Source organism: Sorangium sp. So ce394, from assembly GCF_051474665.1.
GTDB lineage: Bacteria > Myxococcota_A > Polyangia > Polyangiales > Polyangiaceae > Sorangium > Sorangium cellulosum_D.
In genome coordinates, this window is record NZ_CP150339.1 from 12,288,827 (window position 1) to 12,312,358 (window position 23,532).

17 protein-coding genes are annotated in these 23,532 nt (G+C 71.2%); 9 read left to right on the top strand and 8 right to left on the bottom strand.

Going from position 1 to position 23,532, the window contains the following annotated elements:
* Position 1: 1 nt before the first annotated feature.
* The 5 genes from ald to WMF33_RS45440 form a co-directional block, all read right to left on the bottom strand.
* Positions 2–1,114 (bottom strand): alanine dehydrogenase, encoded by a 1,113-nt coding sequence (gene ald, locus WMF33_RS45420; protein WP_437334406.1) that lies wholly within the window; start codon positions 1,112–1,114, stop codon positions 2–4.
* A 157-nt stretch (positions 1,115–1,271) separates the two neighbouring features.
* A complete protein-coding gene (locus WMF33_RS45425) occupies positions 1,272–2,897 on the bottom strand; it encodes a DUF4388 domain-containing protein (RefSeq protein WP_437334407.1) in 1,626 nt (541 codons plus the stop codon).
* 30 nt (positions 2,898–2,927) lie between these two features.
* A complete protein-coding gene (locus WMF33_RS45430) occupies positions 2,928–4,814 on the bottom strand; it encodes a diguanylate cyclase domain-containing protein (RefSeq protein ID WP_437334408.1) in 1,887 nt (628 codons plus the stop codon).
* Positions 4,811–5,617 (bottom strand): diaminopimelate epimerase, encoded by an 807-nt coding sequence (dapF, locus tag WMF33_RS45435; protein ID WP_437334409.1) that lies wholly within the window; start codon positions 5,615–5,617, stop codon positions 4,811–4,813. The genes WMF33_RS45430 and dapF overlap by 4 nt, the downstream gene beginning before the upstream one ends.
* Entirely contained in the window at positions 5,614–5,952 is a 339-nt protein-coding gene (locus tag WMF33_RS45440) for a DUF167 domain-containing protein (RefSeq protein ID WP_020741324.1), read from the bottom strand. Before WMF33_RS45440 ends, dapF begins: the two co-directional genes overlap by 4 nt.
* Positions 5,953–6,237: 285 nt before the next feature.
* Between WMF33_RS45440 and WMF33_RS45445 the strand changes: the two genes are divergently transcribed.
* Positions 6,238–7,017, top strand: a complete 780-nt coding sequence (locus WMF33_RS45445; RefSeq protein WP_437334410.1) for a hypothetical protein — start codon at positions 6,238–6,240, stop codon at positions 7,015–7,017.
* Positions 7,018–7,088: 71 nt separating this feature from the next.
* On the opposite strand, the gene WMF33_RS45450 is transcribed toward WMF33_RS45445, so the two are convergent.
* Positions 7,089–7,703: a hypothetical protein gene (locus WMF33_RS45450; RefSeq protein ID WP_437334411.1), complete on the bottom strand. Its 615-nt coding sequence runs from the start codon at positions 7,701–7,703 to the stop codon at positions 7,089–7,091.
* 314 nt (positions 7,704–8,017) lie between these two features.
* Between WMF33_RS45450 and zapA the strand changes: the two genes are divergently transcribed.
* The 3 genes from zapA to bioD are packed head-to-tail and all read left to right on the top strand — an operon-like array spanning position 8,018 to position 10,266.
* Entirely contained in the window at positions 8,018–8,347 is a 330-nt protein-coding gene (gene zapA / locus WMF33_RS45455) for a cell division protein ZapA (protein WP_061623287.1), read from the top strand.
* Positions 8,348–8,359: 12 nt separating this feature from the next.
* A complete protein-coding gene (locus WMF33_RS45460) occupies positions 8,360–9,574 on the top strand; it encodes an aminotransferase class I/II-fold pyridoxal phosphate-dependent enzyme (protein ID WP_437334412.1) in 1,215 nt (404 codons plus the stop codon).
* Positions 9,571–10,266, top strand: coding sequence for a dethiobiotin synthase (gene bioD, locus WMF33_RS45465; RefSeq protein WP_437334413.1), 696 nt, complete (start codon positions 9,571–9,573; stop codon positions 10,264–10,266). Before WMF33_RS45460 ends, bioD begins: the two co-directional genes overlap by 4 nt.
* A 2,379-nt stretch (positions 10,267–12,645) precedes the next feature.
* On the opposite strand, the gene WMF33_RS45470 is transcribed toward bioD, so the two are convergent.
* Together WMF33_RS45470 and WMF33_RS45475 are read right to left on the bottom strand one after the other, a co-directional pair.
* Positions 12,646–13,293, bottom strand: coding sequence for an ATP-binding cassette domain-containing protein (locus tag WMF33_RS45470; RefSeq protein WP_437334414.1), 648 nt, complete (start codon positions 13,291–13,293; stop codon positions 12,646–12,648).
* Between the two features lie 33 nt (positions 13,294–13,326).
* Entirely contained in the window at positions 13,327–14,646 is a 1,320-nt protein-coding gene (locus WMF33_RS45475) for a serine/threonine-protein kinase (protein WP_437334415.1), read from the bottom strand.
* Here WMF33_RS45475 and WMF33_RS45480 point away from each other — a divergent pair.
* The 5 genes from WMF33_RS45480 to clpB all read left to right on the top strand — a co-directional run bounded on the left by WMF33_RS45480 (position 14,612) and on the right by clpB (position 23,530).
* The gene (locus WMF33_RS45480; RefSeq protein ID WP_437334416.1) at positions 14,612–15,187 is read left to right on the top strand and encodes a hypothetical protein; all 576 of its coding nucleotides are present in this window, start codon (positions 14,612–14,614) and stop codon (positions 15,185–15,187) included. The genes WMF33_RS45475 and WMF33_RS45480 overlap by 35 nt on opposite strands.
* A 347-nt stretch (positions 15,188–15,534) precedes the next feature.
* Positions 15,535–16,665: a DNA polymerase III subunit beta gene (gene dnaN, locus WMF33_RS45485; RefSeq protein ID WP_437334417.1), complete on the top strand. Its 1,131-nt coding sequence runs from the start codon at positions 15,535–15,537 to the stop codon at positions 16,663–16,665.
* Positions 16,662–17,813 carry a DNA replication/repair protein RecF gene (recF, locus tag WMF33_RS45490; protein ID WP_437334418.1) on the top strand — a complete coding sequence of 384 codons (1,152 nt, stop codon included), beginning with the start codon at positions 16,662–16,664 and terminating at the stop codon, positions 17,811–17,813. The genes dnaN and recF overlap by 4 nt, the downstream gene beginning before the upstream one ends.
* 412 nt (positions 17,814–18,225) lie before the next feature.
* Positions 18,226–20,721 carry a DNA topoisomerase (ATP-hydrolyzing) subunit B gene (gene gyrB, locus WMF33_RS45495; protein WP_437334419.1) on the top strand — a complete coding sequence of 832 codons (2,496 nt, stop codon included), beginning with the start codon at positions 18,226–18,228 and terminating at the stop codon, positions 20,719–20,721.
* A 199-nt stretch (positions 20,722–20,920) separates the two neighbouring features.
* Positions 20,921–23,530: an ATP-dependent chaperone ClpB gene (clpB, locus tag WMF33_RS45500; protein WP_437334420.1), complete on the top strand. Its 2,610-nt coding sequence runs from the start codon at positions 20,921–20,923 to the stop codon at positions 23,528–23,530.
* The last annotated feature ends 2 nt before the right edge of the window (positions 23,531–23,532 follow it).

Below are 23,532 nucleotides of genomic sequence, written 5' to 3' on the forward strand. Positions count from 1 at the left end.
ATCAACCGAGCGCGCGTTCGACCGGCACGTACTCCAACCGGTGGGCTGCGGCGACGGGGCCGTAGGTCACGTGTCCGCCGTGGGTGTTGATGCCGAGCGCCACGGCCCGGTCCGCCTTGGCGGCGGCCGCGATGCCCTGGTTGGCGATCGCCACGGCGTAGCCGATCGTCGTGTTCGTGAGCGCCCAGGTGCTCGTGTGCGACACCGCGCCCGGCATGTTGGCGACGCAGTAGTGGACGACCCCGTGCACCTCGTAGGTCGGGTTGTCGTGGGTGGTCGGGCGGCAGGTCGCGATGCAGCCGCCCTGATCCACGGCGACGTCGACCACGACGGTCCCCTTCTCCATGCGGCGGATGTGGTCCTCGGTCACGAGCAGGGGCGCCTTGGCGCCGGGCACGAGCACCGCGCCGATCACGAGATCGGCGCGCTCGCACATCGTCTCGATGTTCTCCGCGTTCGAGTAGAGCGTCTCGATCGCGCCCCCGAAGACGTCCTCGAGGTAGCTCATCGTCTCGGCGCGCACGTCGAGCACGGTGACCTGCGCGCCCATGCCGACCGCGATGGTCGCCGCGTTCCGCCCGACCACGCCGCCGCCGAGGATCGCCACGCGGCCGCGCCGCGTGCCCGGCACGCCGCCGAGGAGCACGCCCTTGCCGCCCCGCTCCTTCTCGAGGCACGAGGCGCCGACCTGGACCGCCATCCTGCCGGCCACCTCGCTCATCGGCCGGAGCAGCGGCAGCGAGCCGTCCTCGAGCTGGATCGTCTCGTACGCGACGCCGGTCACGCCGCGCCGGGCGAGCTCCTTCGTGAGGTCGGGCTCGGCGGCCAGGTGCAGGTAGGTATAGAGGACGAGGCCCGGGCGGAAGTGGCCGTACTCCGAGGGGAGCGGCTCCTTCACCTTCACGACCATATCGGCGCTCCACGCCTCTGCCGCCGATCGCGCGATGACGGCGCCCGCGCGCGCGTAGGCCTCGTCGGACAGCCCGCTGCCCTCGCCTGCGCCGGACTCCACGAGGACCCTGTGCCCGTGGCCGACCATGGCCCGGACTCCCGCGGGCGTCATCCCGACGCGGTACTCACGTGTCTTGATCTCCCTGGGGACTCCGATAAGCACGATCGCGCTCCTCTCCTCGCCGAACTGCTGAAAGCGAGGGCGTCGGACGACGATAGCAGAAACCCGCCCTTGCAACGCTGCAAGAGCCGATACGGCGGCTGTTTTCGAGGCGAGAAACCTCGGAAGATCCGTTCGAATCAACCTTCGTGTCGGCCTCTCACACCCCGGCGGCGGCCTCGAGCGCGGCGCGGACGAGCAGCGTGATCTGTCCGGGAGAGGCCAAATCGAGCGGACCCATCATCGCCTCTGCGTCGAGCAAGAGGAGCTCGAGCGCCTCGCAGTGCGCTGCCAGCGCGTCCTCCCTGGCGTCGCCGAGCCGGACGACCGCGGCCGCTCCGTGCAGGGCGAGCGCCCAGGTGGGCGCGAAGCTCTCCTCGGTGGGGAGGCCGATCAGGGCGAGCTCGACCCCGTCGCCGAGCCGGATCACGCCGAGCGGCCTCGGGAGCGCCGCGTGCGGCGGCGGCTCGGCCGGGACGTTCGCGTCCGCGATGCGGCGGACCGCGTGGGAGAGCATCGTCATGCGGCGCGCGCTCGCGGCGATGACGAGGTGCGGCGGCGGCGCGAAGCCCGGCCGGGAGAGGCGCGTCACCAGCGACCGGAGCACCGGGAAGTGCTCCGGCGGCGCGAACGGCGTGGTGAGGTCGGCGAGCGAGATGCGGCGGATCTTCCCGGCCTCCGTGAGCTCCATCAAGACCTCCAGGATCAGGAGATCCGGCGCGCCGATCTCGTCGAGCAGCTCGTCGAGGTTGTGCGGCATCTGGAGCAGCGCCGTGAGCTTCTCGGCCACGAGCGCGCGCTCCGTCGGCTCCCCGAGCGACGGCGGCGGCGCCGTCGGGGAGCGCAGCGCCTCGAGCTTGGGCGCGGTCGACTCGGCCGCGCGGAGCGTCGGCGGCGGCGGCATCGAGCCGCGGCCGCCCCGCGGCGCGCTGGCCGGCATCGCCAAGGGCGCCGGCGCCGTGATGTCGGGCACGGAGGTCGCGGCGCTCGCGTCGTCCGCCGCGACGGCGCCGCCGGAGATCGCGACGGCGCTGAAGAGGTCGTGGCTCGGGAGCGGGGTCAGGTCGAGATCGTCGCTCGACGGCTCGGTCACCAGGAAGGCCTCGCCGGCGGGGGCGAGCTCGGTGCGGCGGCGCTGGACCTCGTCGACCTGGCGGAGCGCCTCCATCAGGAGCCGCGACGTCGGCGCGATGAGCCGGCGCGCGCTCGTCGGCTCGCCGGGGGAGAACGCGAACTGCCCGTCGCGCTCGCCGAGCAGCCGGTAGAGCGCCTTCTCCCCCTCGAGGCGGCGGTAGACGGCGTCGATCACCTCCCCTGCCGCGAGCCGGAGCTCGCCGGCGCCGGCCGGCGTGGTGATCCCGAGGACGCCGCTCCGGCGGTTCATCGCGAGCAGCTGGAGCAGGTCGACGAGCGGGACCTGCTGGAGATCGCCGCGGATCTCCTGCAGCGCCGTCGGCTTGGAGCCGCGCGGGGACGCCTCGGTGATGCGCGAGACGATGTGATCGACGTCGCTGCGCAGGACGTCGTCGGGGCCGAGCTCGCCCTCGGCGCCGTCGACGACGAACAGGATGGGGGTCTCGGCGAGGTCGGGGACGGCGGCGAACGCGTCCGCGAGCGCGCTGTCCTCGTCGAGCGCCCGCGCGGCCAGCACGACGTCGGGGCGGCGCTTGAACGCCTGCTCCACGGCCTCGAACGCGCCGTTCGCGTTGGTCACGGTGAGACCACGCGCCCTGAGCGCCGACGCGAGCGCGCCGAGCGCGTCCACGTCCGAATCGACCAACAGCACCCTTCGAGACACTGGACGGCGCCCTCCGAGTCAGCCGAAGACCCGCAGCCCGGCCGCGCGGCCGAGCCGCTCGGCGAGGAAGTCCGCGAGCAGCGGATCGGCCGCGTGGATACCCTTCACGAAGCCTCCCTGGTTCCGCCCGACGAGCGCGTACGCGCCGTGCTCCGCGAGGACGCAGAGCGCCTCGATGTCGTCGCACCCCGGCGCCGAGCGGAGGTCGAGGGCGTGCACTACCACGTCGTCGCGCGGCGACGCGAGCAGCGCCTTGACCTGCGCGCCCAGGCTGAGCCCGTCGTGGTGGGCGACAAGGATGAGCACGGCGCCCCCGCGGAGCGCGTTCCGGATCACCGAGGTCGCGAGCAGGACCGTATCGGTGACCGACAGATCGAGCGCGCGGGGCGCCGAGATCGCGGAGGGGCCCTCGGCGCTCGGGGCCTCGCGCACGAGCAGGCTGAAGATCTCGCCGATGCTCCGCCGATCTTGCGGGATGCGGTGCAGGATCGAGGACTTGGTGGCCTCGGCGCGCCGCCGGGCGATGCGCAGCAGCTGCGCGAGCCCCTGGCCGTCGTGGGGGAAGGTGGCGATGCCGACGAGCAGCCCCTTCGGCAGGTACCCGGCCCGCTTCTCGCTCCCGGCGACGCGCGAGAGCATCCGGCGATGGCAGGCGTGGGCCTCCAGCCCGGCGGTCTCGGGCATGAGCAGGTGGAACTCGTTCTCGTCGACGCGGGCCAGGATGTCCGTGTCGCGCACGGCGCGGAGCAGGTGCTCGGCGACCTGACCGGGGTTGAGCCCGTTGGCCGGGGGCGGCGGCGTGGCGCGCCAGTAGGTGAGGTCGTCCTGGCGCTCCGACGCGGCGGTCGCGTCGGGCTCGATGACGATCGTCGCGATCGTGAACCGGCGGCCGTGCCGCTTGGCCTTGTCGATCTCCCGGCCGGCGACGTCGACGTAGTACGCGAACGAGTACGCGCTCGACGCCGGGTCCTTCATCGCGGCGCCGCCGGTCGAGCGCTCGCGCTCGCCGAGCAGGGCGAGCGCCGTCGTCGCCTGCGTGGCGAGCAGCTTGACGAGGCCGTCGAGGAGCGGGGCGCGCCGGGACGTGGAGACGCTGCTGTCGGGGCGCCTGACCGACGGGAACGCGGAGCTGCGGCCGGGCTCCTTCTGGAGCAGGAGGTGCCCCGCGGACAGCCGGCGGAGGGCGAGCGGCACGACGATGAGCTGCTCGCGCCGGGCGAAGTCGAGGATGTCGGCCTCGCTCCCGTACGCCGGCGCGCGATCGAGCGGCCCGGTCAGCGCCGAGCGGGTCAGCTCGGTGGAGCGCTCTCCGACCGTCAGGTACACGGCGGCTGCGGCCGCGCCGGTCGCCTCCACGAACACCTCGGCGACCTGCTGGGCGGCCGCGTTGCGGTCGCGCGCGTCGGCGAGCTCGGCCACGCGGGCGATCCACCCGGCCGCCCGCGCGCTGCGCGCGGACTCCTGCTCCAGCTGCACCCGGAGGGCGCGCTCCGCGAAGCGCACCCGCACCGAGCCGACCGCGTTCAGCACCTCGTCCCCGCCGAGCGGCAGGAGGAAGAGCCCTGCGCCGCCGAGCGCGACCGCGTGGGCGCCCGCCTCGAGCTGCGACCGCGTCGCCAGCGCGAAGACGGTCGCCTCGGGCGCGAGCGCCTTCAGGTGGTGGACCATCGCGAGGCCGGCCCCGTCGCCGAGCCCGACGTCGATGAAGGCGACGTCCGGCGCCGCGGTCTCGGCCAGAGCGATGCCCTCCGCGAGATCGCTGGCGAGCATCAGCTCGTCCGACGTGATGACCCGCGAGAACAGCGTGTGGGTCGCCTCGTCGGCGATGACGGCGAGCACCTTGAGCGAGATCTCGTGGACCGGCGCCCGGCTCGGGCTCCAGACCCCCTCGACCGAGGCGGTCACGCGATCACCACCTCGCCCGAGAACGCCCGGCGCGCCGGGCCTTGCATGAGCAGCTCCAGGGATCCGGGGGCGACGGTGATGCGCAGCGAGCCGCCGGGCAGCACCACGCGGAGGGGCGCTCCGTACGGGGCGCGGCCCTGCGCGCACGCCGCGACCGCCACGGCGCAGGCGCCGGTGCCGCACGCCAGCGTCCGGCCCACGCCCCGCTCCCAGACGGTCACGTCGATGCACGCGCCCTCGGCCTGCTCGGTCGGCCGCGCGCGGCAGAACTCGACGTTGATGCCCTCGGCCGGCGTGGTCGCCACGATCGGCCCGAGTTCGTCGATCGCGTCCTCGGTGTAGGGGTCGAACGTCACCGCGTGCGGGTTGCCGACGTCCACGGTCGCGAACCGGTGCTCCGCGCCGAGCGCGGTGACCACGAGCGGCTCGCCCAGGCGGGCGCGGCCCATGCCGACGAGCACGTCGAAGCGGTCCCCGGCCCGGGTGACCTCGCAGCGTTTGTCGCCGGCGTCGGTCGCGATGGTGATCGCCTTCTGGGGCGTCCCTCGGGAGACGAGGTAGGCCGCGACGCAGCGGATGCCGTTGCCGCACATCTCCGGGCGGCTCCCGTCGGCGTTCCAGACATGCATCGTGGGCCGCTCGCGCCGCTCGCGATCGATGACCAGCACGCCGTCGGCGCCGATCCCGAACCGGCGGTCGCAGAGGCGCCGCGCCGCCTCGGCGGTCATCGGGACCGCCTCGACGAGGATGAAGTCGTTGCCAAGACCTTCCCACTTCTCGAACCGGACGACGTTTTCCTTCATCGCTTCGCCCCGGCGAGCCGCGCTCGCGCCTCGGTCTCGTTGAGCCCGCGGACGGCGACGACCTTGCTCCTGCCGCTCGCGCCGAGGGCGATCTGGACATCGCTCTGGCGCACGTCGAGCGCGCGCGAGAGCAGCTTGACGAGCTCCGCGTTGGCGGCGCCGTCGACGGGCGGCGCGGTCAGCGACACGTCGAGCGCCCCTTCCCGCACCCCGACGATGGCGGAGCGCGACGACTTGGGGCGCACCTGGACCGAGATGCGCACGCCTTCGGCGCGCTCGGTGATCGCGAGGCGGCTCCACGCGGCGACGGGATCGCTCTCCTCGGGTTTGCTCATCGGGCCGCCGGCATCGTAGCGTATCTCGAGCTCACGCGTGGTCCCCGCGAGGCGCGGTCAACGTCGCTCGGTCACGCCGGTCACGCCGGTCACGCCGGTCACTCAGCTTACGTCAGCTTCCGCGGCGTACGGCCACCGCGAATTTGCCGCTCGGCGCGCCGACCCGCTACTCTTTTCGGCCAGGTCGTGGGTCGGCTCGCGCAACACGATCCGGCAGGGGCGACTTGCGTCAGCGGTTCTCGATAATCGCCGCTGATGCTCATTTCCGCGGTGGAGGCGTTTGCCATGGCTGATGAAGGAGAAGGGTCGGTGGCCGCCACGTCCGGCCTCGCGAGGAGGCTCTGTGCGCTCGCGCTGCTAGCGGTGTCTGGCGGCCTGCTCGCGTCTGCATGCGCCGATAACGAGAGCAGCCTGTTCGTCCGGATGCGCATGGCGCGGACGGGGGACTGCACGGTGACCTGCGGCCCTGACGAGCCGTTCTGGACCGAGGACGCGGTCGACGCCGCGTACGCCGGCAGCCACAGCGCGACGCTCCTCGTGGGCAACCAGATCGTGCAGCGCGGCGACCCGGACGTGCTCCGCACCGAGACGTCGCGCGTTCACCTCTACGAGGCGGAGGTCCGCGTCGACGACATCGAGGGCAACGCCGTGACCGAGGGCTACGTGGTCCCGATCACGGGCATGATCGACCCCGGGGCGGGCAGCGATGCCGGCTACAACTGCGCCGAGGTGCTCCTGCTCGATGGCGCCACGATGGACAACCTGCGCGGCCAGGCCGCGAGGCTCGGCCGCGACGTCCAGGTGGTGGCGTCGGTGGTGGTGCGGGGCAGGACGCTGGGTGGCCAGGAGGTCGAGACCGCCGAGTGGTCCTACCCGATCCGGGTCTGCTTCGCGTGCAGCCGGTGCGTCGACGTATCGCCGGCGGCCTGCTGCGCCAGCTCCGCCAGCGAGGAGTGCGAAGACAACGAGGACGTCGAGGCGACCTGCCCCGGCCAGCGAGGGCCGCAGGACTGCCGCAACCTCGGTCAGACCTGCGCCGAGTACATCAACAGCTTCGGCCTGTAGCCGCCGCGGCCCCCCTCGAGGGCTCTCTGCCAACCTGGAACGCCCACCCGGCGCGCTGGCGCGAGGCGCGGTCACCGCGCCGATGCAGCACGCCGCACCGGGGCCGCTTCCGGTGACGGTCCCGTCAGCACATTGAAGAGATAGACGAACGGGAGGCCCAGCAGCGCGACGTCGAGCTGGGCAGCGAGGACGATCGCGGTTTCTTTGGAGACGCCGAGCCCGAGCCGCATCTGGGCGAGCAGCCCCGTGCTCATCACGTAGGGCGAGTCGAAGTTGTAGCTGCGGGCTCCCCAGAAGACGGCGGCGGCGATCCCCGGCTCCAGCGCGTCGGCGTCGGCGCTCCACCGGCCGTAGACCCCGGTGGAGACGATCAGCGGAAACAGGTCGAGGACAGGTGCGAGCGCCGAGACACCCGCGCCGGCCTGGAGCTCGTCGAAGCCGTGGGTGAGCACCTCGGCATAGGGGCCGACACCGAAGTCGTCGTTGGCGCCGCGGCCGAACAGGACGTCGCCTCGCAGCCCCGCGTGAAAGGCGGTGGAATCCCACCACCGCCGCTCGAGGCCCGTGCCGGCGGCGCCGAGGGTGACGCCGACGCTCGCCTGGGGTTCGGCGCGAGCCGTGCCGTGCGCGAGAACGACCCCCAGGAGGGCGGCAACCAAGGCAGCTGGGCGGCCCGCCATAGGCATGATGGGGCGATGCTACAGGGCGCTGCCGGGGGGCGCGCTGGAATTCTGCGATCCGCGTCGCCCTACGAGGTTGTCGAGGGTCCGCCGTCGGGTCGACGTCGGTCGGATCTCGGCGCGCGCTCCGGGTCTCTGGCCAGGTCGCGGAGCGCGTCGCTCCGGGCGAGCTGCGAGCGTGACTCTCCGGCGCGATGAGGGAGCGCGCCTTCGGGTCTCTGGGCGCTCGTCGGTCGCGTTTGTCATCGGCAAGTCACTCCGTTCGCACGGTGCAGCCCGCTCTGCGCGCCCGGCGGGGTTCATGGTAGCGTCCGGGGGCTATGGCGCGCCGCACCGTGCAGCTACGGGTGGGGGGTCAGACCTACCGCGTGGTGACTTCCGCGAGCGATGAAGAGCTCCAGCGGCTCGCGGCTGTCGTCGACCAGAAGCTCGCCACGGTTGTGCCCGCCGGCCGCGCTATGACGCCGCAGGCCATGTTGCTGGCGGCTATCGCGCTCGCCCACGACCTGGAGCAGGAGCGTTCCCGGACGGCCATGATCGCCGGCCGTGCGCGGGATGCGTTCGGCCGGATCCTGCAGCGGGTCGACGCGGTGCTCGGCGTCGGCCCGGATTCGCCGTCTTCGGGCGAAGCGAACGGCAGCACGCCCTGAGCGTGAATCCTCATGCGCCGCGCGGTCCTACGGACTGGCCCGGCTGCCCAAGGAGATGGCATGCCTGCATCCATGGATGAAGCTCCCCGCCCGCCCTCGTCGACGCCCGAAGGGGTGAACGCCCTTCGCCACCTGCAGGACGAGCTCTCCGAGCTGGACCGCGCGGGCCTGCTGCGCACTCCTGCGGTCACCGCGGCTGGTCCGGGGATGCTGGTGCTGTGTTCGAACGACTATCTCGGGTACGCCGCTCTCCCCTGGTTGTCGGAGGGTGGCGCCGCGAGCGGCGCGGGCGCGTCCCGTCTCGTGAGCGGGACGCACGAGGCGCATTTGATGGCCGAACGCGAGCTCGCCGCGTGGCTGGGCATGGAGGCGGCGCTCCTGTTCTCCTCGGGGTACGCGGCCAATGTCGGCACCGTCGCCGCGCTGGCCAGGCCGGGGGATGTCATCGTCTCGGATGCCCTGAACCACGCCTCGCTCATCGACGGCTGCCGCCTCTCGGGAGCGGCCATCGAGGTGGTCCGCCATCTCGACGCGGAGGCGGTCGAGAGCGCTCTCGTGCGCGGCCGGGGCGCCCGCCGCCGGTGGGTCGTGACCGAATCGCTCTTCAGCATGGATGGCGACAGCCCCGACCTGCGCTACCTCCGCGAGCTGTGCGACCGTCATGACGCCGCGCTGGTGGTGGACGAGGCGCATGCCCTCGGCATCCATGGGCCGCGCGGCGCTGGCCTGTGCTCCGAGGTCGGCGTTCGCCCCGACGTCCTCATCGGCACGCTCGGCAAGTCGATCGGACTCCACGGCGCCTTCGTCGCGGGCTCCTCGACCTTGCGGACTTACCTGTGGAACCGCGCGAGGAGCTTCGTGTTCTCGACCGGCATCAGCCCCATGGTGGCGCTCGCGTCGGTGGACCGCGTCCGTCGTGCCGCCGCCGACGACGCAGGTCGGTCACGACTGGCCACGGTCACGCGCCAGCTCCGCGCTGGCCTGCACGCGCTGGGGGCCCCGCTGCTCCCGGGTTCGTCGGGCCCCATCCTCCCCTGGCTGTTGAAGTCGCCGGGTGCCGCGGTGGAGATGTCCCAGCGCCTCGCACGGGAGGGCATACTCGTCCAGGCGATCCGCCCGCCGACGGTCCCGGCGGGTACATCGCGGCTCCGCATCACGGCGAGCGCGTCGCTCGCGGAGGCCGATGTGGAGCGTGCCCTTGCAGGATTCCGCGAGGCGCTGCGATGAGGGGCCGTCCTGTTTCACGTGAAACAGGTCAGGTCCGGATTGCGGTGGTCGGAACCGGGACCGGCGTGGGCAAGACACACGCGACCGTCGCGCTCGTCGCCGCGCTGGCAGCCCGCGGCGACAAAGTCTGCGGCCTGAAGCCCGTCGAGTCGGGCGTGGACGGCGTCTCCGCGAGCGATGCCGATCAGCTGGCCGCGGTCAGCTCGGTTCAGCCCGAGCCGGCGCCGTACCGCTTCCGGGAGCCGGTCTCGCCGCACCTCGCGGCGCGCCGCTGCGCCAGCACCATCTCGCTCGAGATCGTGACGTCGTGGGTCGCGAGGCAGAAGGCGCCCTGGGTGCTCATCGAGAGCGCCGGCGCGCTCCTCTCCCCTCTCGGGCCGCAGCTGACGAACGCCGATCTCGTGCGCGCGCTCGCTCCTGATGCCGTCGTGCTGGTGGGCCTCGACCGGCTGGGCGTCCTTCATGAGGTGGCCAGCGCCGTGCTGGCCCTGCGCGCTCTCGCCCCCGGTTTGCCGCCGGCGCAGGTGGTGCTGAACCCGCCGGCAGCTCCCGATGCTTCGACCGGCACCAATGCGGGAGAGCTCGAAGCGCTGGGCATCGCCACAGGCGCCGTGGAGATGCCGCGTGCGGACCCCACAGCGCCGGCATCGCTCGCCGCAGCCGAGCTTGTTCTGGCGCGACTGCATACCTGACTCCGTCCGCCATCCGTCCAGTCAGGTCACGTCCAAACGCGACCGGCTCTGCCGCTGGCTGCCGACCCGATCCCCGCTTCGTCTGCTTCCAGCATCGGGGCGCGTTCCAGGCGTGCCCTTCCAGGAGTGCGCGAGGCGCGCTGCCAGGTGAGGCCGTCCTGTTTCACGTGAAACAAGCTCCGGGTGGCGGTGGTCGGAACCAGGCCCGGCGTGGGCAAGACGCACACGGGCTTCACCTCGTCGCTATCCCGGCAGCTCGCGGCGACGAAGTTTGCGGCCTGAAGCCCATCGGTCGGGCGTGGACGGCCTCTCGGCGAGTGACGCCGATCAGCCAGCCGCTATCGGCTCGGTGCATCCCGAGCCGGCGCCGGAACGATGGGTACGCTACGGCCAGTGCATCGCGTGGCTCTTCGTAGCCGGTCTCACCGCACCTTGTGACGCGCCGCCGCGCCAGCGCCATCTCGCTGGAGGTCGTGACGGCGTGGGGCGGGCGTCAAAAGGCGACCTGGGTGCTCATCGAGTGCGCCGGCGAGCTCCTCTCCCCTCTCGTCCCCTCTCGGGCAGACTGAGAAGCGCAGCTCTCGTGCGCGCGCTCGCTCCCGATGCTGCCGTTCTGATGGGCCTCGCGGCTGGGCATCCTCATGAGGTTGCCATGCCGGGCTGACCCTGCGCGCTCGCCCCCGGGTCTGCCGCCGGCGCAAGTGGTGCTGAACCCGCCGCAGCTCCCGATGCGCCGACCGGCAACAAGGCGGGAGAGCTCGAAGCGCCCAGCATCACCCAGCATCACCACAGGCACGGTGGCGATGCCGGGCCGCGTGCGGAACCAACTGCACCGGCATCGTCCCTGAAGCCAAGCTCATCCTGACGCGCCACCGTACCTAGCTCCGCTCGCCGGAGGCTGGCCAGGACACGTCCGAATGCGACTTGCTCTGCGACCAGCTGTGAACCCGACCCGACTCTCACTCCGTCTAGGCCCAGCGCCGGGGCGCATTCCAACCGTGCCCTTGCAAGGGGTGCGCGAGGCGCTGCGAGGACAGGCCCTCCTGTTTCACGTGAAACAGCTCCGGGTGGCGGTAGTCGAAACCAGGACCGGCGTGGGCTAGAGGCACACGACGGTCACGCTCGTCGGTGCGCTGGCAGCTCGCCGCGACGAAGTTTGCAGTCTGAATCCCATCGCGTCGGGCGTGGACGGCCTCGAGGCGCACGACGCCGATCAGCTGGCCGCCGTCAGCTCGGTTCAGACCGAGCCGGCGTCGTGCCGATCGGGCACCTCACGGCGAGTGCATCGCGGCGCTTCTCGGAACCGTTCGCATCCCACCTGGCGGCGCACCGCTGCGCCAGCGCCGTCTCGCTGAAGGTCGTGACCGCGTGGGGGGAGGCCAAAGGGTGGCCCCGGGGCCTGCAACGAGAGCGGCGGCGCTCTCGTTGAAGACCCCGGCGCGGGCACCGACGAAGGCAGAGCTGGTGTGCGCGCTCGCTCGTGATTCCGTCGTGCTGATCGGTCCCTACCCCCTGCACATCCTTCATGAGGTTGACCGCGCCGTGCTGCCCCCGCGCGCTCTCGCTCCTGGTTGGCAACCGGCGCAGGTAACGCTGAATTCGCGGGCAGCTCCCGGTGCTGTGACAAGCACCAACGCGGGAGAGATCGCGCCGCGAGCTTCGGCCCCAACCTCAGTCGCGCCCCGTCTGGAGAGATCGCGCCGCGAGCTTCGGCCCAACCCCAGTCACGCCCCGTCTGGTTCCTGTCTCAGGCGCGTTCCCAGAGTCGCTGGCCCACACGGCTGCCGAGTTCCTCACGAGCCTGCCGGAGAGAAGGCTGGCGGGTCTTGAAGGGAGAGCTCTTCGGCGAGCACCAGGACCGCTGTGATCGTCTTCGCCCAGCGGACGTTGCAGCGCTACGGGCCTGAGAGAGCATCACGAGTGCGTAGACGAGTGCGTAGAGGAACAGGTGAACCGAGCGGTTTGCTCGACGTCGCGCTCTATCCCGGAGCGCGGCTGCTCGGAGCCGATCGCGCCCTACTCTTGGCATCACGCAAGGTGCCCGCGAGCGCCGCGCCGTCGCGCTCGATAGGGTCGTCGGGTGACATCCTCCGGTCGGCGCTGACCAGCACGTCGTTCCTGAGACCCACGAACGCGCGCCACGGCAGGGCGCACGGCGAACGGCGACGGCAGCCTCGTACCTTGCACGGCGGTCGCTCACCCGCCGCTGCGACGTGGAGGCGCAGGCGTGTACGCTCGGAGAGCCGGCAGAACGAACGTGTCGGCGCAGGCCGTGCCGCCGACAGCGAGAATGCGCAGTGCCGAGCTCGCGCAGCTCGGCGACGAGATGGCACGGGCGCTCGGATGGACGGCTCGGGTCGGGAGCGGTCGCGAGGTAACTCAGCTCGCGTCGGCGACGACGCGACCGCGCTCCAGCACGACACGCGCGGCAGCTCGATGCCGGAAGACCTCCGGCTCATGCGAGACCACAACCACGGCGGCGCCCCGCGCCACCTCGGCTTCCACCACCGTGAGCAGCCGCGCGACACCGGACCGGTCCAGGCCGGTCGTGGGTTCGTCCAGCAGCACCAAGGAAGGCTGGTGCACCAGCGCGCGCGCGAGCGCGATGCGCTGCCGCTGGCCGCGCGAGCACGTCCGCAGCGGGCGAACCGCGAAGCTCCCGAGCTCGAAGCGCTCCTCCGCTCGACGCCACGCTTCCTGCGCATCGAGCCCGTGGAAGCTGGCCGCCAGCTCGACGTTCTGCCGGCCGGACAGGTCCGGGTACGCCAGCGACTCGTGAGACAGCCAGCCGATGGTGCCTCGAACCCGCCCCGTGTCGTCCCCAAGCGGCTCGTAGCTGACGTCGCCCGACGTCGGGCGAATCACGGTGCCCAGGATGCCGAGCAGCGTCGACTTGCCCGACCCGTTCGCCCCTTCGATGAGCGTCAACCGGCCCGATTCGATGGTCGCGGTCACGCCCCGCAGCGCCGCCGTCGTTCCGTACGTCTTCACGACGCCACGCGCCACCACGCGCTCGATCGCATCCACTGCGCTCACCTCGCTCCTGCGCTCACACCCGTGTCAGCTCTTGTCGCCGCCCCGCGCGCGACCCTCACCGCCGACGACCGTGGGCATGTCCTCCGGGAACGCGGGCGGATCAACCACCGTCGCCTCATTGTCGTCCGAGAGCTCCGCCCCCCTCCCGAGCGGGCCCAACGAAGGGATCGTCGGCCGATCCTCCGTCTCGTCGTCCCGAGACGGCCCGTCCACCACCTCGGCGACCGGCTCGCTCCGCCTGCGCACCGCCCCAGCGTCGCTCACCGCCCCCGAAGCCCGCGTCGACCACGCGCCGTGACGCAACGCAAGCCCCTTCCCGCCATCAGCGACCTGAGCACCCTTCCTCGCCACCTCGGGCGCTGAGCGGCCGCTCGCAGCGACGATCCGACCGGGCTCGCCGGCGTCCTGCTCGCTTCCCAGCCGCGCGAACATCATCGTCCCGTCGTCGTTCCGATCCTCGATGAGGCTCTGCACCGCGACGCGCTCCACCCGGCGCTTCTGCGACACGGGTACCTCGTTCTTGAACCGCCGCAGCGCCTCCTGGAACTCACGGGCGCTCTGGAAGCGCTCGTCGCGCTCCTTCGCCAGGGCGCGATCTACCAGGCGCGAGAGCCCGGGCGGGATCGTGGGATCGAGCTCCGTGACCGGGCGGTGCCAGAGCGTCAGGATCTGGACGAGCAGCGCATTGTAGTTGCGCGCGACGAACGGGCGCTGGCCGGTCAGCGCCTCGTAGAGGATCACGCCCACCGCCCACAGATCGAGCCGGTGGTCAAGCTCGACATCGCCCCGAGCCTGCTCGGGCGCCATGTAGTACGGCGTGCCCATCACCATGCCGGTGCGGGTCAGATCCATCGTCCCATCCATGCCGGACGCCTGGGAGATGCCGAAATCGAGCAGCTTGGCAACCGGCAACATGCCGGCGCGCTCCGAGAGGAAGATGTTCTCCGGCTTCAGGTCGCGGTGAACGATCCCCCGCTCGTGCGCCGTCACCAGCGCGGAGAGGACCTGCAGCATGATGTCCACGAGCTCGCTCGGCGGTACGGGCCCCCAGCGCTCGATCCGCTGCGCCAGCGTCTCACCGTGGAGGCGCTCCATCACAAGGTAGGGGCTGCCGTCAGGGAGCCACCCCATGTCGTAGACCTCGCAGATGTTCGGATGACCGATCCGCCCCGCGACCCGCGCCTCGTGCTCCAGCCTCGAGATCGCCTCGCGCTGCTGCGTCTCCCGCGGGTGCATCACCTTGACGGCGACCAGCCGCCCGATCTGGAGGTGCTCGGCCTCGTACACCGCGCCCATGCCCCCCTCCCCGATGATCGCGGTGACCCCGTACTTGTCGCCGATCACATGCCCGAGCAGCGAACGCCCCAACGACGCGCTCGCCGCGTCTCTCCTCGGCCACGCCTCGACCCGCGCGTCGCCGCGGCTGGACAACGGCGCGCGCGGCGGCGTGGATCGCGCCTCGGGACGCGGCGGCGGCGCGCTGCGCGCCGACGAGCTCGGTCCCACGCCAGGCGAGCCCCTCGGCGACGGCGGCGCTGATCTCGGCGGCGGCGGCGCTGACCTCGGCGGCGCTGATCTCGGCGGCGGCGGCGCTGATCTCGGCGGCGGCGCTGATCTCGGCGGCGGCGGCGCTCCCCGCGACGGCTGCGGTGCAGCAGGTCCAGGGACGGGCTGCAGCGGAGCCGCCACGACGCGCCGGCCCCCACGGGAAGACGAGGGTGCCTCGCGCGATGCGATGACGAGGCCGGTCGACGGGCACACGATCGCCGCAACGTCGTGGTGGCTACCGCAGTGGATGCACCGCACCGAACTCAAGTCCGTACATTTTGCAATACTCCATCCAGGTGCCGCTCGGAACTGCACAGCGCATCAGGTGAGAGCGTGACCGGCCGCGCTCGGTTGTACATTCCCGAGCACCCCCTGGTGGATCTTGGGGATAACCCCCTCGACAACCCTGGGGGCAAAACGGGGGAGACACGCCGCCCGCCAGCTGTCCCCCGTCCTCCTACCCCTGAGCACGGTCCATTTACCCCAGGGCGCTCGCTTTCAACTGCTCGGATTCATTGAGCAATCTGAGTTATCCCCGCCCTCCACAGCGCCTACGACGAAGACGATGTCTTTATCTATCTATTTCATGGAAAGAAGAGGCGTCCCGCAAGGTCACCGGAGCGCTCATTTCCCGCCCACGCCCGGGCAATAACCCTGCTAAAGGGAGCGGCTCCGGAGTCGGCTATGGACCTTGTGATCCCCAAGAAAGATCTGCTTCGCCTCGTCGCGCGCTGCCAAGGCGTGGCGGATAAGAAAAGCGCCATGCCAGCGCTCGCCAACGTCCTGCTCGCCGCCGATGGCAACGCCGTCCGCGTCGCCGCGACCGACCTGTACCTCGGGGTCACCGGCCAGACCCACGCGGACATCAAGACCGGCGGCACCGTCGCGGTCCCCGCCAGGGACCTGCTCGAACGCGTGAAGGCCATGCCCGATGGCCCGATCCAGATCACCACCACCGAGGGCGCGCACACGTCGCTCAAGGCCGTGGGATCGCCCCGCCGCTACACCCTCCCCGGCCTCCCCGGCTCGGAGTTCCCGCAGCTGCCCGCGCCGTCGCGCGACGCGCCCTCGCTGGAGCTCCCCGTCGAGCAGCTCGCGCTCCTGATCGCCAGGACGCACTTCTCGATCTCCACCGACGAGACGCGCGCCCATGTCAACAGCGCCCTGTTCGAGTGGGCCGGCGACCGCGTCCGGATGGTCACCACCGACGGCCACCGCCTGTCCAAGATGGAGGCGACCGTCTCCGGCAGCTCCGCCACCGCCACCATGCTCATCCCCCTCAAGGCGATCACCGAGCTCCGCCGCCTCGCCGAGGAGGCGCGCGCCGAGAAGGAGACCCCCATGGTCGCCATCACCCAGAGCGGGCCGAACGCCTTCTTCAACATCGCCGGGATGCAGTTCTCGGTGAAGCTCGTCGACGCGCAGTTCCCCCCCTACCAGCAGGTCATCCCGTCCGTCACCGAGCGCTCGGTCCGCGCGCCCCGCGTCCAGTTCGCCGAGGCCCTCCGCGCCATCGCGCTCGCCGCCAACGACCGCACCGGCGGCGTCAAGCTGTCGATCGCGCCGGGGACCCTCCGGATCACCAGCGAGAGCCCGGACACCGGCGCCGGCTTCGACGAGGTGGCCGTCGACTACGCCGGGCCCGAGGTCACGATCGGCTTCAACGCCAAGTACTTCCTCGACGTGCTCGGCTCCATCGACGACGAGGAGGTCATCCTCGGCATCTCCGGGGAGCTCGACCCCGCCGTGCTCCGGCCCGGCAGCGAGTCGAACCAGCAGAGCTACGTCGCCGTCATCATGCCGATGCGGATTTGAGCGCGCCCGACGACGAGCGACACGAACGCCTCCCGAGCCTCCTGCTCGAGCGGCTCCACGTGCGCGAGTTCCGGAACCTCGGCCGCATCGACGTCGAGCCCGCGCCGCGCCTCAACGTCATCGCCGGCAACAACGGTCAAGGCAAGACGAGCCTCCTCGAGGCGATCTACTTCGCGGCCACCTCGAGGAGCTTCCGCACCCACCGCGCGGCGGAGCTCGTGCGCCACGGCGCCGACGTCGCGAGCGCGCGCGCGCGCTTCGTCGAGCGCAGGGACGCGCTGCCCCCCCTCGCGCGCGAGCAGACCGCCGCCGTGGAGCAGAAGCGGTGCGTGGTGCGGATCGACGGCAACCGGCCCCCGAGCCTGTCGAGCTTCGCGACGCGCTCGCCGGTCGTCGCCTTCCACACCGAGGAGCTCGCGCTCTCGACCGGGCCCGCGAGCGCGCGGCGCACGCTGCTGGATCGGCTGGCGCTCTTCATGGACCCGCAGAGCGCCGACCACCGCGCCCGGTACGCGCAGGCGCTCCGCGCGCGGCACGAGCTGCTCCACCGCGGCGGGGGCGCGTCGCCGCAGGGGGGCGCCGAGCTCGACGCGTTCGAGGAGCTCTGCGCCCTGCACGGCGCGGCGCTGACCCGCGCCCGCGCGGCCGCCGTCGAGGCGCTCGCGCCGGAGCTCGCCCACGCCTTCGCCCGCATCGCGGCGCCCGACCTGACCCTCGCCGCGCGCTACGCGCCGGGCGGCGCCAGCGACGCCGCGCAGGCGGCCGAGGCGCTGCGCGAGCACCGCCGGCGCGACGCCCACCGGCCGAGCGCGGGCTTCGGCCCCCACCGGGACGACCTGGTGCTCGAGCTCGACGGCCACCCCGCCCGCGTGGTCGCCTCCCAGGGGCAACACCGGGCCCTCACCCTCTCGCTCAAGGCGGCTGAGACCGCCGCCATTGCGTCCGTCCGGGGTGTAGAGCCCATTCTCCTGCTCGACGACGTGTCCAGCGAGCTCGACCCCGACCGGACGGCCGCGCTGTTCACGTTCCTCGGCATGGCGCGCGGACAGGTGTTCCTGACGACCACGCGGCGCGATCTCATCGTCACGCCGGGCGTACCCGCGTCGGAGCGGCGCGATTTTCACGTCGAAGGCGGCGCGCTCAGCTGACGTGCGCCGCGGGGGCGGACGCGGGGCGGCGGGGGCGCGGCGAGGCCTGCCGCGGCCGCCCCGAGACGCGTTGATCCCGCCCCGCAGGGCACGAGTTGGGATGCTCCGGACGCGCCCGCGCCAGGCGCCGAAAATACGGTGTTACGAGGCTTCCGGACTCGGCGAAACGCTTGCCCGAGCGGCTGATTTCGGCTACATTTCCGCAGTCTTTACGGGGCATCGACGAGCGGTCCGCGCATGAACGCTCGTGCCCTCGGAATCGATCCGGCGCCGCGGCTGCGGCGCCCGGGTCCCACCAGACGAGCTGCCCATCGCGCCGGCCCCTCCACTGCAAGAACTCCGGCAATCCGAGCGGTCTCCGCCGCTCTGCGCCCCCCGGTGAGAGGCGGCGGGCGCGCCCACCAGGACCGAGATGACGGAACCCACCCTGAGCCAGCCGACCGACCTCACCAAGGCGTCGTACGACGCCCACAGCATCACGGCGCTCGAAGGCCTCGAAGCGGTGCGCAAGCGCCCCGGCATGTACATCGGCGATGTGCACGACGGATCGGGGCTGCACCACCTGGTCTGGGAGGCCGTGGACAACGCCGTCGACGAGCACCTCGCCGGCGCCTGCACGGAGATCAGGGTCACCGTCCACTTCGACGGCTCGGTGTCGATCGAGGACAACGGCCGCGGGATCCCGGTCGGGATGCACGCGAAGGGCGTGAGCGCCGCCGAGGTCGTCATGACCGTCCTCCACGCCGGCGGAAAGTTCGACAACTCCAGCTACAAGGTCTCTGCGGGCCTGCACGGCGTCGGCGTGAGCGCCGTGAACGCCGTCTCCGAGTGGCTCAAGGTCGAGATCAAGCGCGAAGGAAAGCTCTGGTTCCAGGAGTACGCCCGGGGCGTGCCGAGGGCGCCGCTCAAGGGGATCGGCGTGACGGACAAGACGGGGACGAAGATCACCTTCAAGCCCGACCCGATCATCTTCAGCACGGTCGAGTTCAGCTTCGACGTCCTGGCGAGCCGCCTCCGCGAGCTCGCGTTCCTGAACGCCGGGCTCATCATCCACCTCGACGACCAGCGCCCCGACGGGAGGGCCGAAGCCTACGAGTACAAGGGGGGTATCGCGGAGTTCGTGGCGCTCCTCAACAAGACCAAGGAGCCGATTCACGACGAGGTGATCAGCTTCGTGTCGCAGCACGAGATCGGCGCGGCGGGCGAGGCCGGGAACGGCCGCGCGAGCTCGGCGCCGCCGGTCGGCGTGGAGGTCGCGCTGCAGTGGAACGGCTCCTACACGGAGGCGATCTTCTGTTACACGAACAACGTCCACAACAGGGACGGCGGCACGCACCTCACCGGGCTCCGCGCCGCGCTCACGAAGACGATCAACAACTACGGGAGCGCGCACAACCTCTTCAAGGAGCTGAAGCAGGGCCTGCAGGGCGAGGACGCGCGCGAGGGCCTGACGTGCGTGCTCAGCATCAAGCACCCGGACCCGTCGTTCGACTCGCAGACGAAATCCAAGCTCGTCTCCAGCGAGGTCAAGGGCATCGTCGAGGCGGTCGTCAGCGACAAGCTCGCGCAGTACTTCGAGGAGAACCCGCAGAGCGCGAAGAAGATCATCGAGAAGGCGGTCGTCGCGGCCAAGGCGCGCGAGGCGGCCCGCAAGGCCCGCGAGGTGATCCGCAAGGGCTCGCTCGACGTGACGTCGCTCTCCGGCAAGCTCGCCGACTGCCAGTCCAAGGACCCGGAGAAGAGCGAGATCTACATCGTCGAGGGCGAGAGCGCCGGCGGCAGCGCCAAGATGGGGCGCGACCGGCACTTCCAGGCGATCCTCCCGCTGAAGGGCAAGATCCTGAACGTCGAGCGGGCGCGGCTCGACCGGATGCTGAGCTCCGCCGAGGTCGGCACGCTGATCACCGCCCTCGGCTGCGGGATCAACGACGCCGGCGGGTTCGAGATCGACAAGCTCCGCTACCACAAGATCATCCTGATGACGGACGCCGACGTCGACGGCTCCCACATCCGCACGCTGCTCTTGACCTTCTTCTTCCGGCAGATGCCCGAGATCATGGAGAAGGGGTATCTGTTCATCGCGCAGCCGCCGCTCTACCGCGTGCGCAAGGGCAAGCGGGACCTGTACCTGAAGGACCAGGCCGCGCTCGACGAGTTCCTCGTGGGCAACGCCGTGGACGGGCTCGAGATCGTCGCGAGCGGCGCGCAGACGGGCATCGCGGGGCAGCCGCTCTACCGCCTCGCGCAGCGGCTGAAGCGGTTCCGCGCCGTGCTGTCGAACATCGACAAGCGCTGTGACGCGCGGATCGTGGCGGCGGTGCTCCGGTCGAGCGGGCTCGGGCGCGACGACCTGCGGGAGACCAAGAAGGTCGCCGCGGCCGCCGACGAGCTCCGGGCCTACCTGAAGCAGCGCTACCCGGACCTGTTCCCGCTCACGCTGTCGACGCCGCGCGACACCGAGCACGGGACGAGCCGGATCGAGGTCGTGCCGCGCCCTGGCGCGAGCGCGCGAAAGAGCGTCATCGACTGGGATCTGGTGGGCTCGCCGGAGTACCAGGAGGCCTGGTCGATCGAGCAGGACCTGCGCTCCATCGGCGCGCCCCCCTACCGGGCCCGCACCTCGAGCGGCGAGGAGACGATCGAGAACGGCGAGGCGCTCGTCGACTACATCGAAGAGCGGGGCAAGAAGGGTATCGCGATCAGCCGTTACAAGGGTCTCGGCGAGATGAACGCCGACGAGCTCTGGGAAACGACGATGAACCCGGACGCGCGGACCCTCCTCCAGGTCCGCATCGACGATGCGGTGAAGACGGACGAGCTCTTCACGATCCTCATGGGGGATCAGGTCGAGCCGCGGCGCAACTTCATCGAGCAGAACGCGCTCAACGTGAAGAACCTCGACATCTGAGCCTGCGTCGCCTGCGTCCAGGGCGCGCGGCGGACGGAGCCCGCGCCCGCTTCAGCCGAGGACCCCACCACGCACGGTGGGGTTGACACGGCGCTGAGGCTGCATCGATCCACCGATGCGTTCGCTCGGTATCTCTGGCAAGACGCTTGCTTGGCCGGCCCCTTGCTAGCGATGGCACACGCCTTAGCTTCGAGGTGCCATGAGAATCGAGCGAATGACGACGAAGGCCCAGGAGGCCATACGAGAGGCTGTCGATTTCGGCAGCCGCCGGGGAAATCCCGAACTCTATCCCGAGCACATCGTGCGGGCGATCGTCGGCCAGGACGGCGGCCTCGGCGCTCCGCTGGTGCAGAAGGCAGGCGCCGATCCCGCGGGGCTCCTGCGCCTGCTCGACGCGAAGATCGACACCTACCCTCGCGTGAGCGGCGGCGCCGAGCCGAACCTGTCGAGGCGCGCGCTCGCGGTCCTGCAGAAGGCCGAAGACGAGGCGAAGGCGCTCAAGGACGAGTACATCTCGACAGAGCACGTCCTGCTCGCCGGGACGAAGACCGACAAGGAGATCCAGTCGATCTTCGAGCGAGCGGGGCTGTCGTACGACAAGCTCCTCGCGTCGCTCGCGGCCGTGCGCGGCAATCAGCGCGTGACGGACCGGGATCCCGAGGGGAAGTTCCAGGCGCTCGAGAAGTACACCCGCGATCTCACGAAGCTCGCCCGACAGGGCAAGATCGACCCGGTGATCGGCCGAGACGAGGAGATCCGGCGCGTGATCCAGGTGCTGTCGCGCCGCACCAAGAACAACCCGGTGCTCATCGGTGAGCCCGGCGTCGGCAAGACGGCCATCGTCGAGGGCCTCGCGCACCGCATCGTCGCGGGCGACGTGCCCGAGTCGCTTAAGGACAAGACCATCGCCGCGCTCGACCTCGCCGCCATGGTCGCAGGCTCGAAGTTCCGCGGTGAGTTCGAGGACCGGCTCAAGGCCGTGCTCAAGGAGATCGAGGGCTCGAACGGGCGCATCATCCTGTTCATCGACGAGCTCCACACGCTGGTCGGCGCCGGCGCGGCCGAGGGCGCCATGGACGCGGCCAACATGCTGAAGCCCGCGCTCGCGCGCGGCGAGCTCCGGTGCATCGGCGCGACCACCCTCGACGAGTACCGGAAGCGGATCGAGAAGGACGCGGCGCTGGAGCGGCGCTTCCAGCAGGTGCTCGTCGCGCAGCCCACCGTCGAGGACACGATCGCCATCCTGCGCGGCCTGAAGGAGAAGTACGAGGTCCACCACGGCATCCGCATCCAGGACGCCGCGCTCGTGGGCGCCGCGGTGCTGTCGAACCGGTACATCACCGAGCGGTTCCTGCCCGACAAGGCGATCGACCTCATCGACGAGGCGGCGTCGAAGATCCGCATGGAGATCGACAGCCTGCCCACGCCGATCGACCAGGTGGAGCGCGATCTGCTCAAGCTGCAGATGGAGGAGCAGGCGCTCAAGCGCGAGAGCGACAAGGCGAGCAAGGCGCGCCTCGATGAGGTGCGGCGCGAGATCGCCGAGCTCCAGGGGCAGCGCGACGCGATGCGGGCGCAGTGGATGCGGGAGAAGGAGCTCATCTCCGAGCTGCGCCAGCTCAAGCCGCAGATCGAGGAGCTCAGGCTCGAGGAGGAGCGCCTGAAGCGCGCCGGCGATCTCGGGCGCGCCGCGGAGATCCATTACGGCAAGATCCCGGAGATCGAGAAGAAGCTCGAGTCGATCCGCACGACCCTCGCCCAGGTGCAGTCGAAGCAAAGCTACCTGAAGGAGGAGGTCACCGACGAGGACATCGCCGCGGTCGTCTCGAAGTGGACCGGTATCCCGGTGTCCAAGATGCTCGAGAGCGAGATGCAGAAGCTCCTGCGCCTCGAGGAGGAGCTGCGGCGGCGCGTGGTCGGGCAAGAGGACGCGCTCCGCGCGGTGTCGAACGCCATCCGGCGCTCGAGGGCCGGCCTCGGCGACGAGCGGCGGCCGATCGGGTCGTTCCTGTTCCTCGGGCCGACCGGCGTCGGCAAGACCGAGCTCGCGCGCGCGCTCGCCGAGATCCTCTTCGACGACGAGCGGGCCATGGTGCGGCTCGACATGAGCGAGTACGGGGAGCGGCACGCGGTGGCTCGCCTGATCGGCGCGCCGCCCGGGTACGTCGGCTACGAGGAGGGCGGCCAGCTCACGGAGCCGGTGCGCCGGCGGCCGTACAGCGTGGTGCTGTTCGACGAGATCGAGAAGGCGCACCCGGACATCTGGAACACGCTCCTCCAGGTGCTCGATGACGGGCGCCTGACGGATGGACAGGGACACACGGTCGATTTCAAGAACACGATCATCATCCTGACATCCAACCTCGGGACGCCCGCGGCCGCGGCGATCGAGGAGCGGGCGAACCTGCCGGCCGACGAGAAGGCCGAGCTCGTGCGGAGGGCCGTCATCGAGGAGGTGCGGAAGCACTTCCGCCCGGAGTTCCTGAATCGCCTGGACGACCTCATCGTGTTCCGGCGGCTGGCGCGCGAGCAGATGGAGAAGATCGTGGACATCCAGCTCGATCTGCTGCGAAAGCGCCTGGATCGACGCGGGCTCCTGTTCACGATCTCGTCCGACGCGAAGGGCTACCTCATCGAGCAGGGGTGGGACCCGCAGTACGGCGCGAGGCCGCTGAAGCGCGCCATCCAGCGGAGCATCGAGGACGAGCTCGCGAAGCGGATCCTCGGCGGGGAGTTCAAGCAGGGCGACACGGTGCGGATCGACCGCGGGGACGGCGCGCTCACGTTCACGCGCGCCGCGCCGAACTGACG

Bases quoted from the DNA above. Each gene is read 5' to 3' on its own strand.
- dapF (WP_437334409.1), bottom strand. From the start codon at position 5,617: ATGAAGGAAAACGTCGTCCGGTTCGAGAAGTGGGAAGGTCTTGGCAAC.
- WMF33_RS45440 (WP_020741324.1), bottom strand. From the start codon at position 5,952: ATGAGCAAACCCGAGGAGAGCGATCCCGTCGCCGCGTGGAGCCGCCTC.
- WMF33_RS45445 (WP_437334410.1), top strand. From the start codon at position 6,238: ATGGCTGATGAAGGAGAAGGGTCGGTGGCCGCCACGTCCGGCCTCGCG.
- WMF33_RS45450 (WP_437334411.1), bottom strand. From the start codon at position 7,703: ATGCCTATGGCGGGCCGCCCAGCTGCCTTGGTTGCCGCCCTCCTGGGG.
- zapA (WP_061623287.1), top strand. From the start codon at position 8,018: ATGGCGCGCCGCACCGTGCAGCTACGGGTGGGGGGTCAGACCTACCGC.
- WMF33_RS45460 (WP_437334412.1), top strand. From the start codon at position 8,360: ATGCGCCGCGCGGTCCTACGGACTGGCCCGGCTGCCCAAGGAGATGGC.
- bioD (WP_437334413.1), top strand. From the start codon at position 9,571: ATGAGGGGCCGTCCTGTTTCACGTGAAACAGGTCAGGTCCGGATTGCG.
- WMF33_RS45480 (WP_437334416.1), top strand. From the start codon at position 14,612: ATGATCGCGGTGACCCCGTACTTGTCGCCGATCACATGCCCGAGCAGC.
- dnaN (WP_437334417.1), top strand. From the start codon at position 15,535: ATGGACCTTGTGATCCCCAAGAAAGATCTGCTTCGCCTCGTCGCGCGC.
- gyrB (WP_437334419.1), top strand. From the start codon at position 18,226: ATGACGGAACCCACCCTGAGCCAGCCGACCGACCTCACCAAGGCGTCG.
- clpB (WP_437334420.1), top strand. From the start codon at position 20,921: ATGAGAATCGAGCGAATGACGACGAAGGCCCAGGAGGCCATACGAGAG.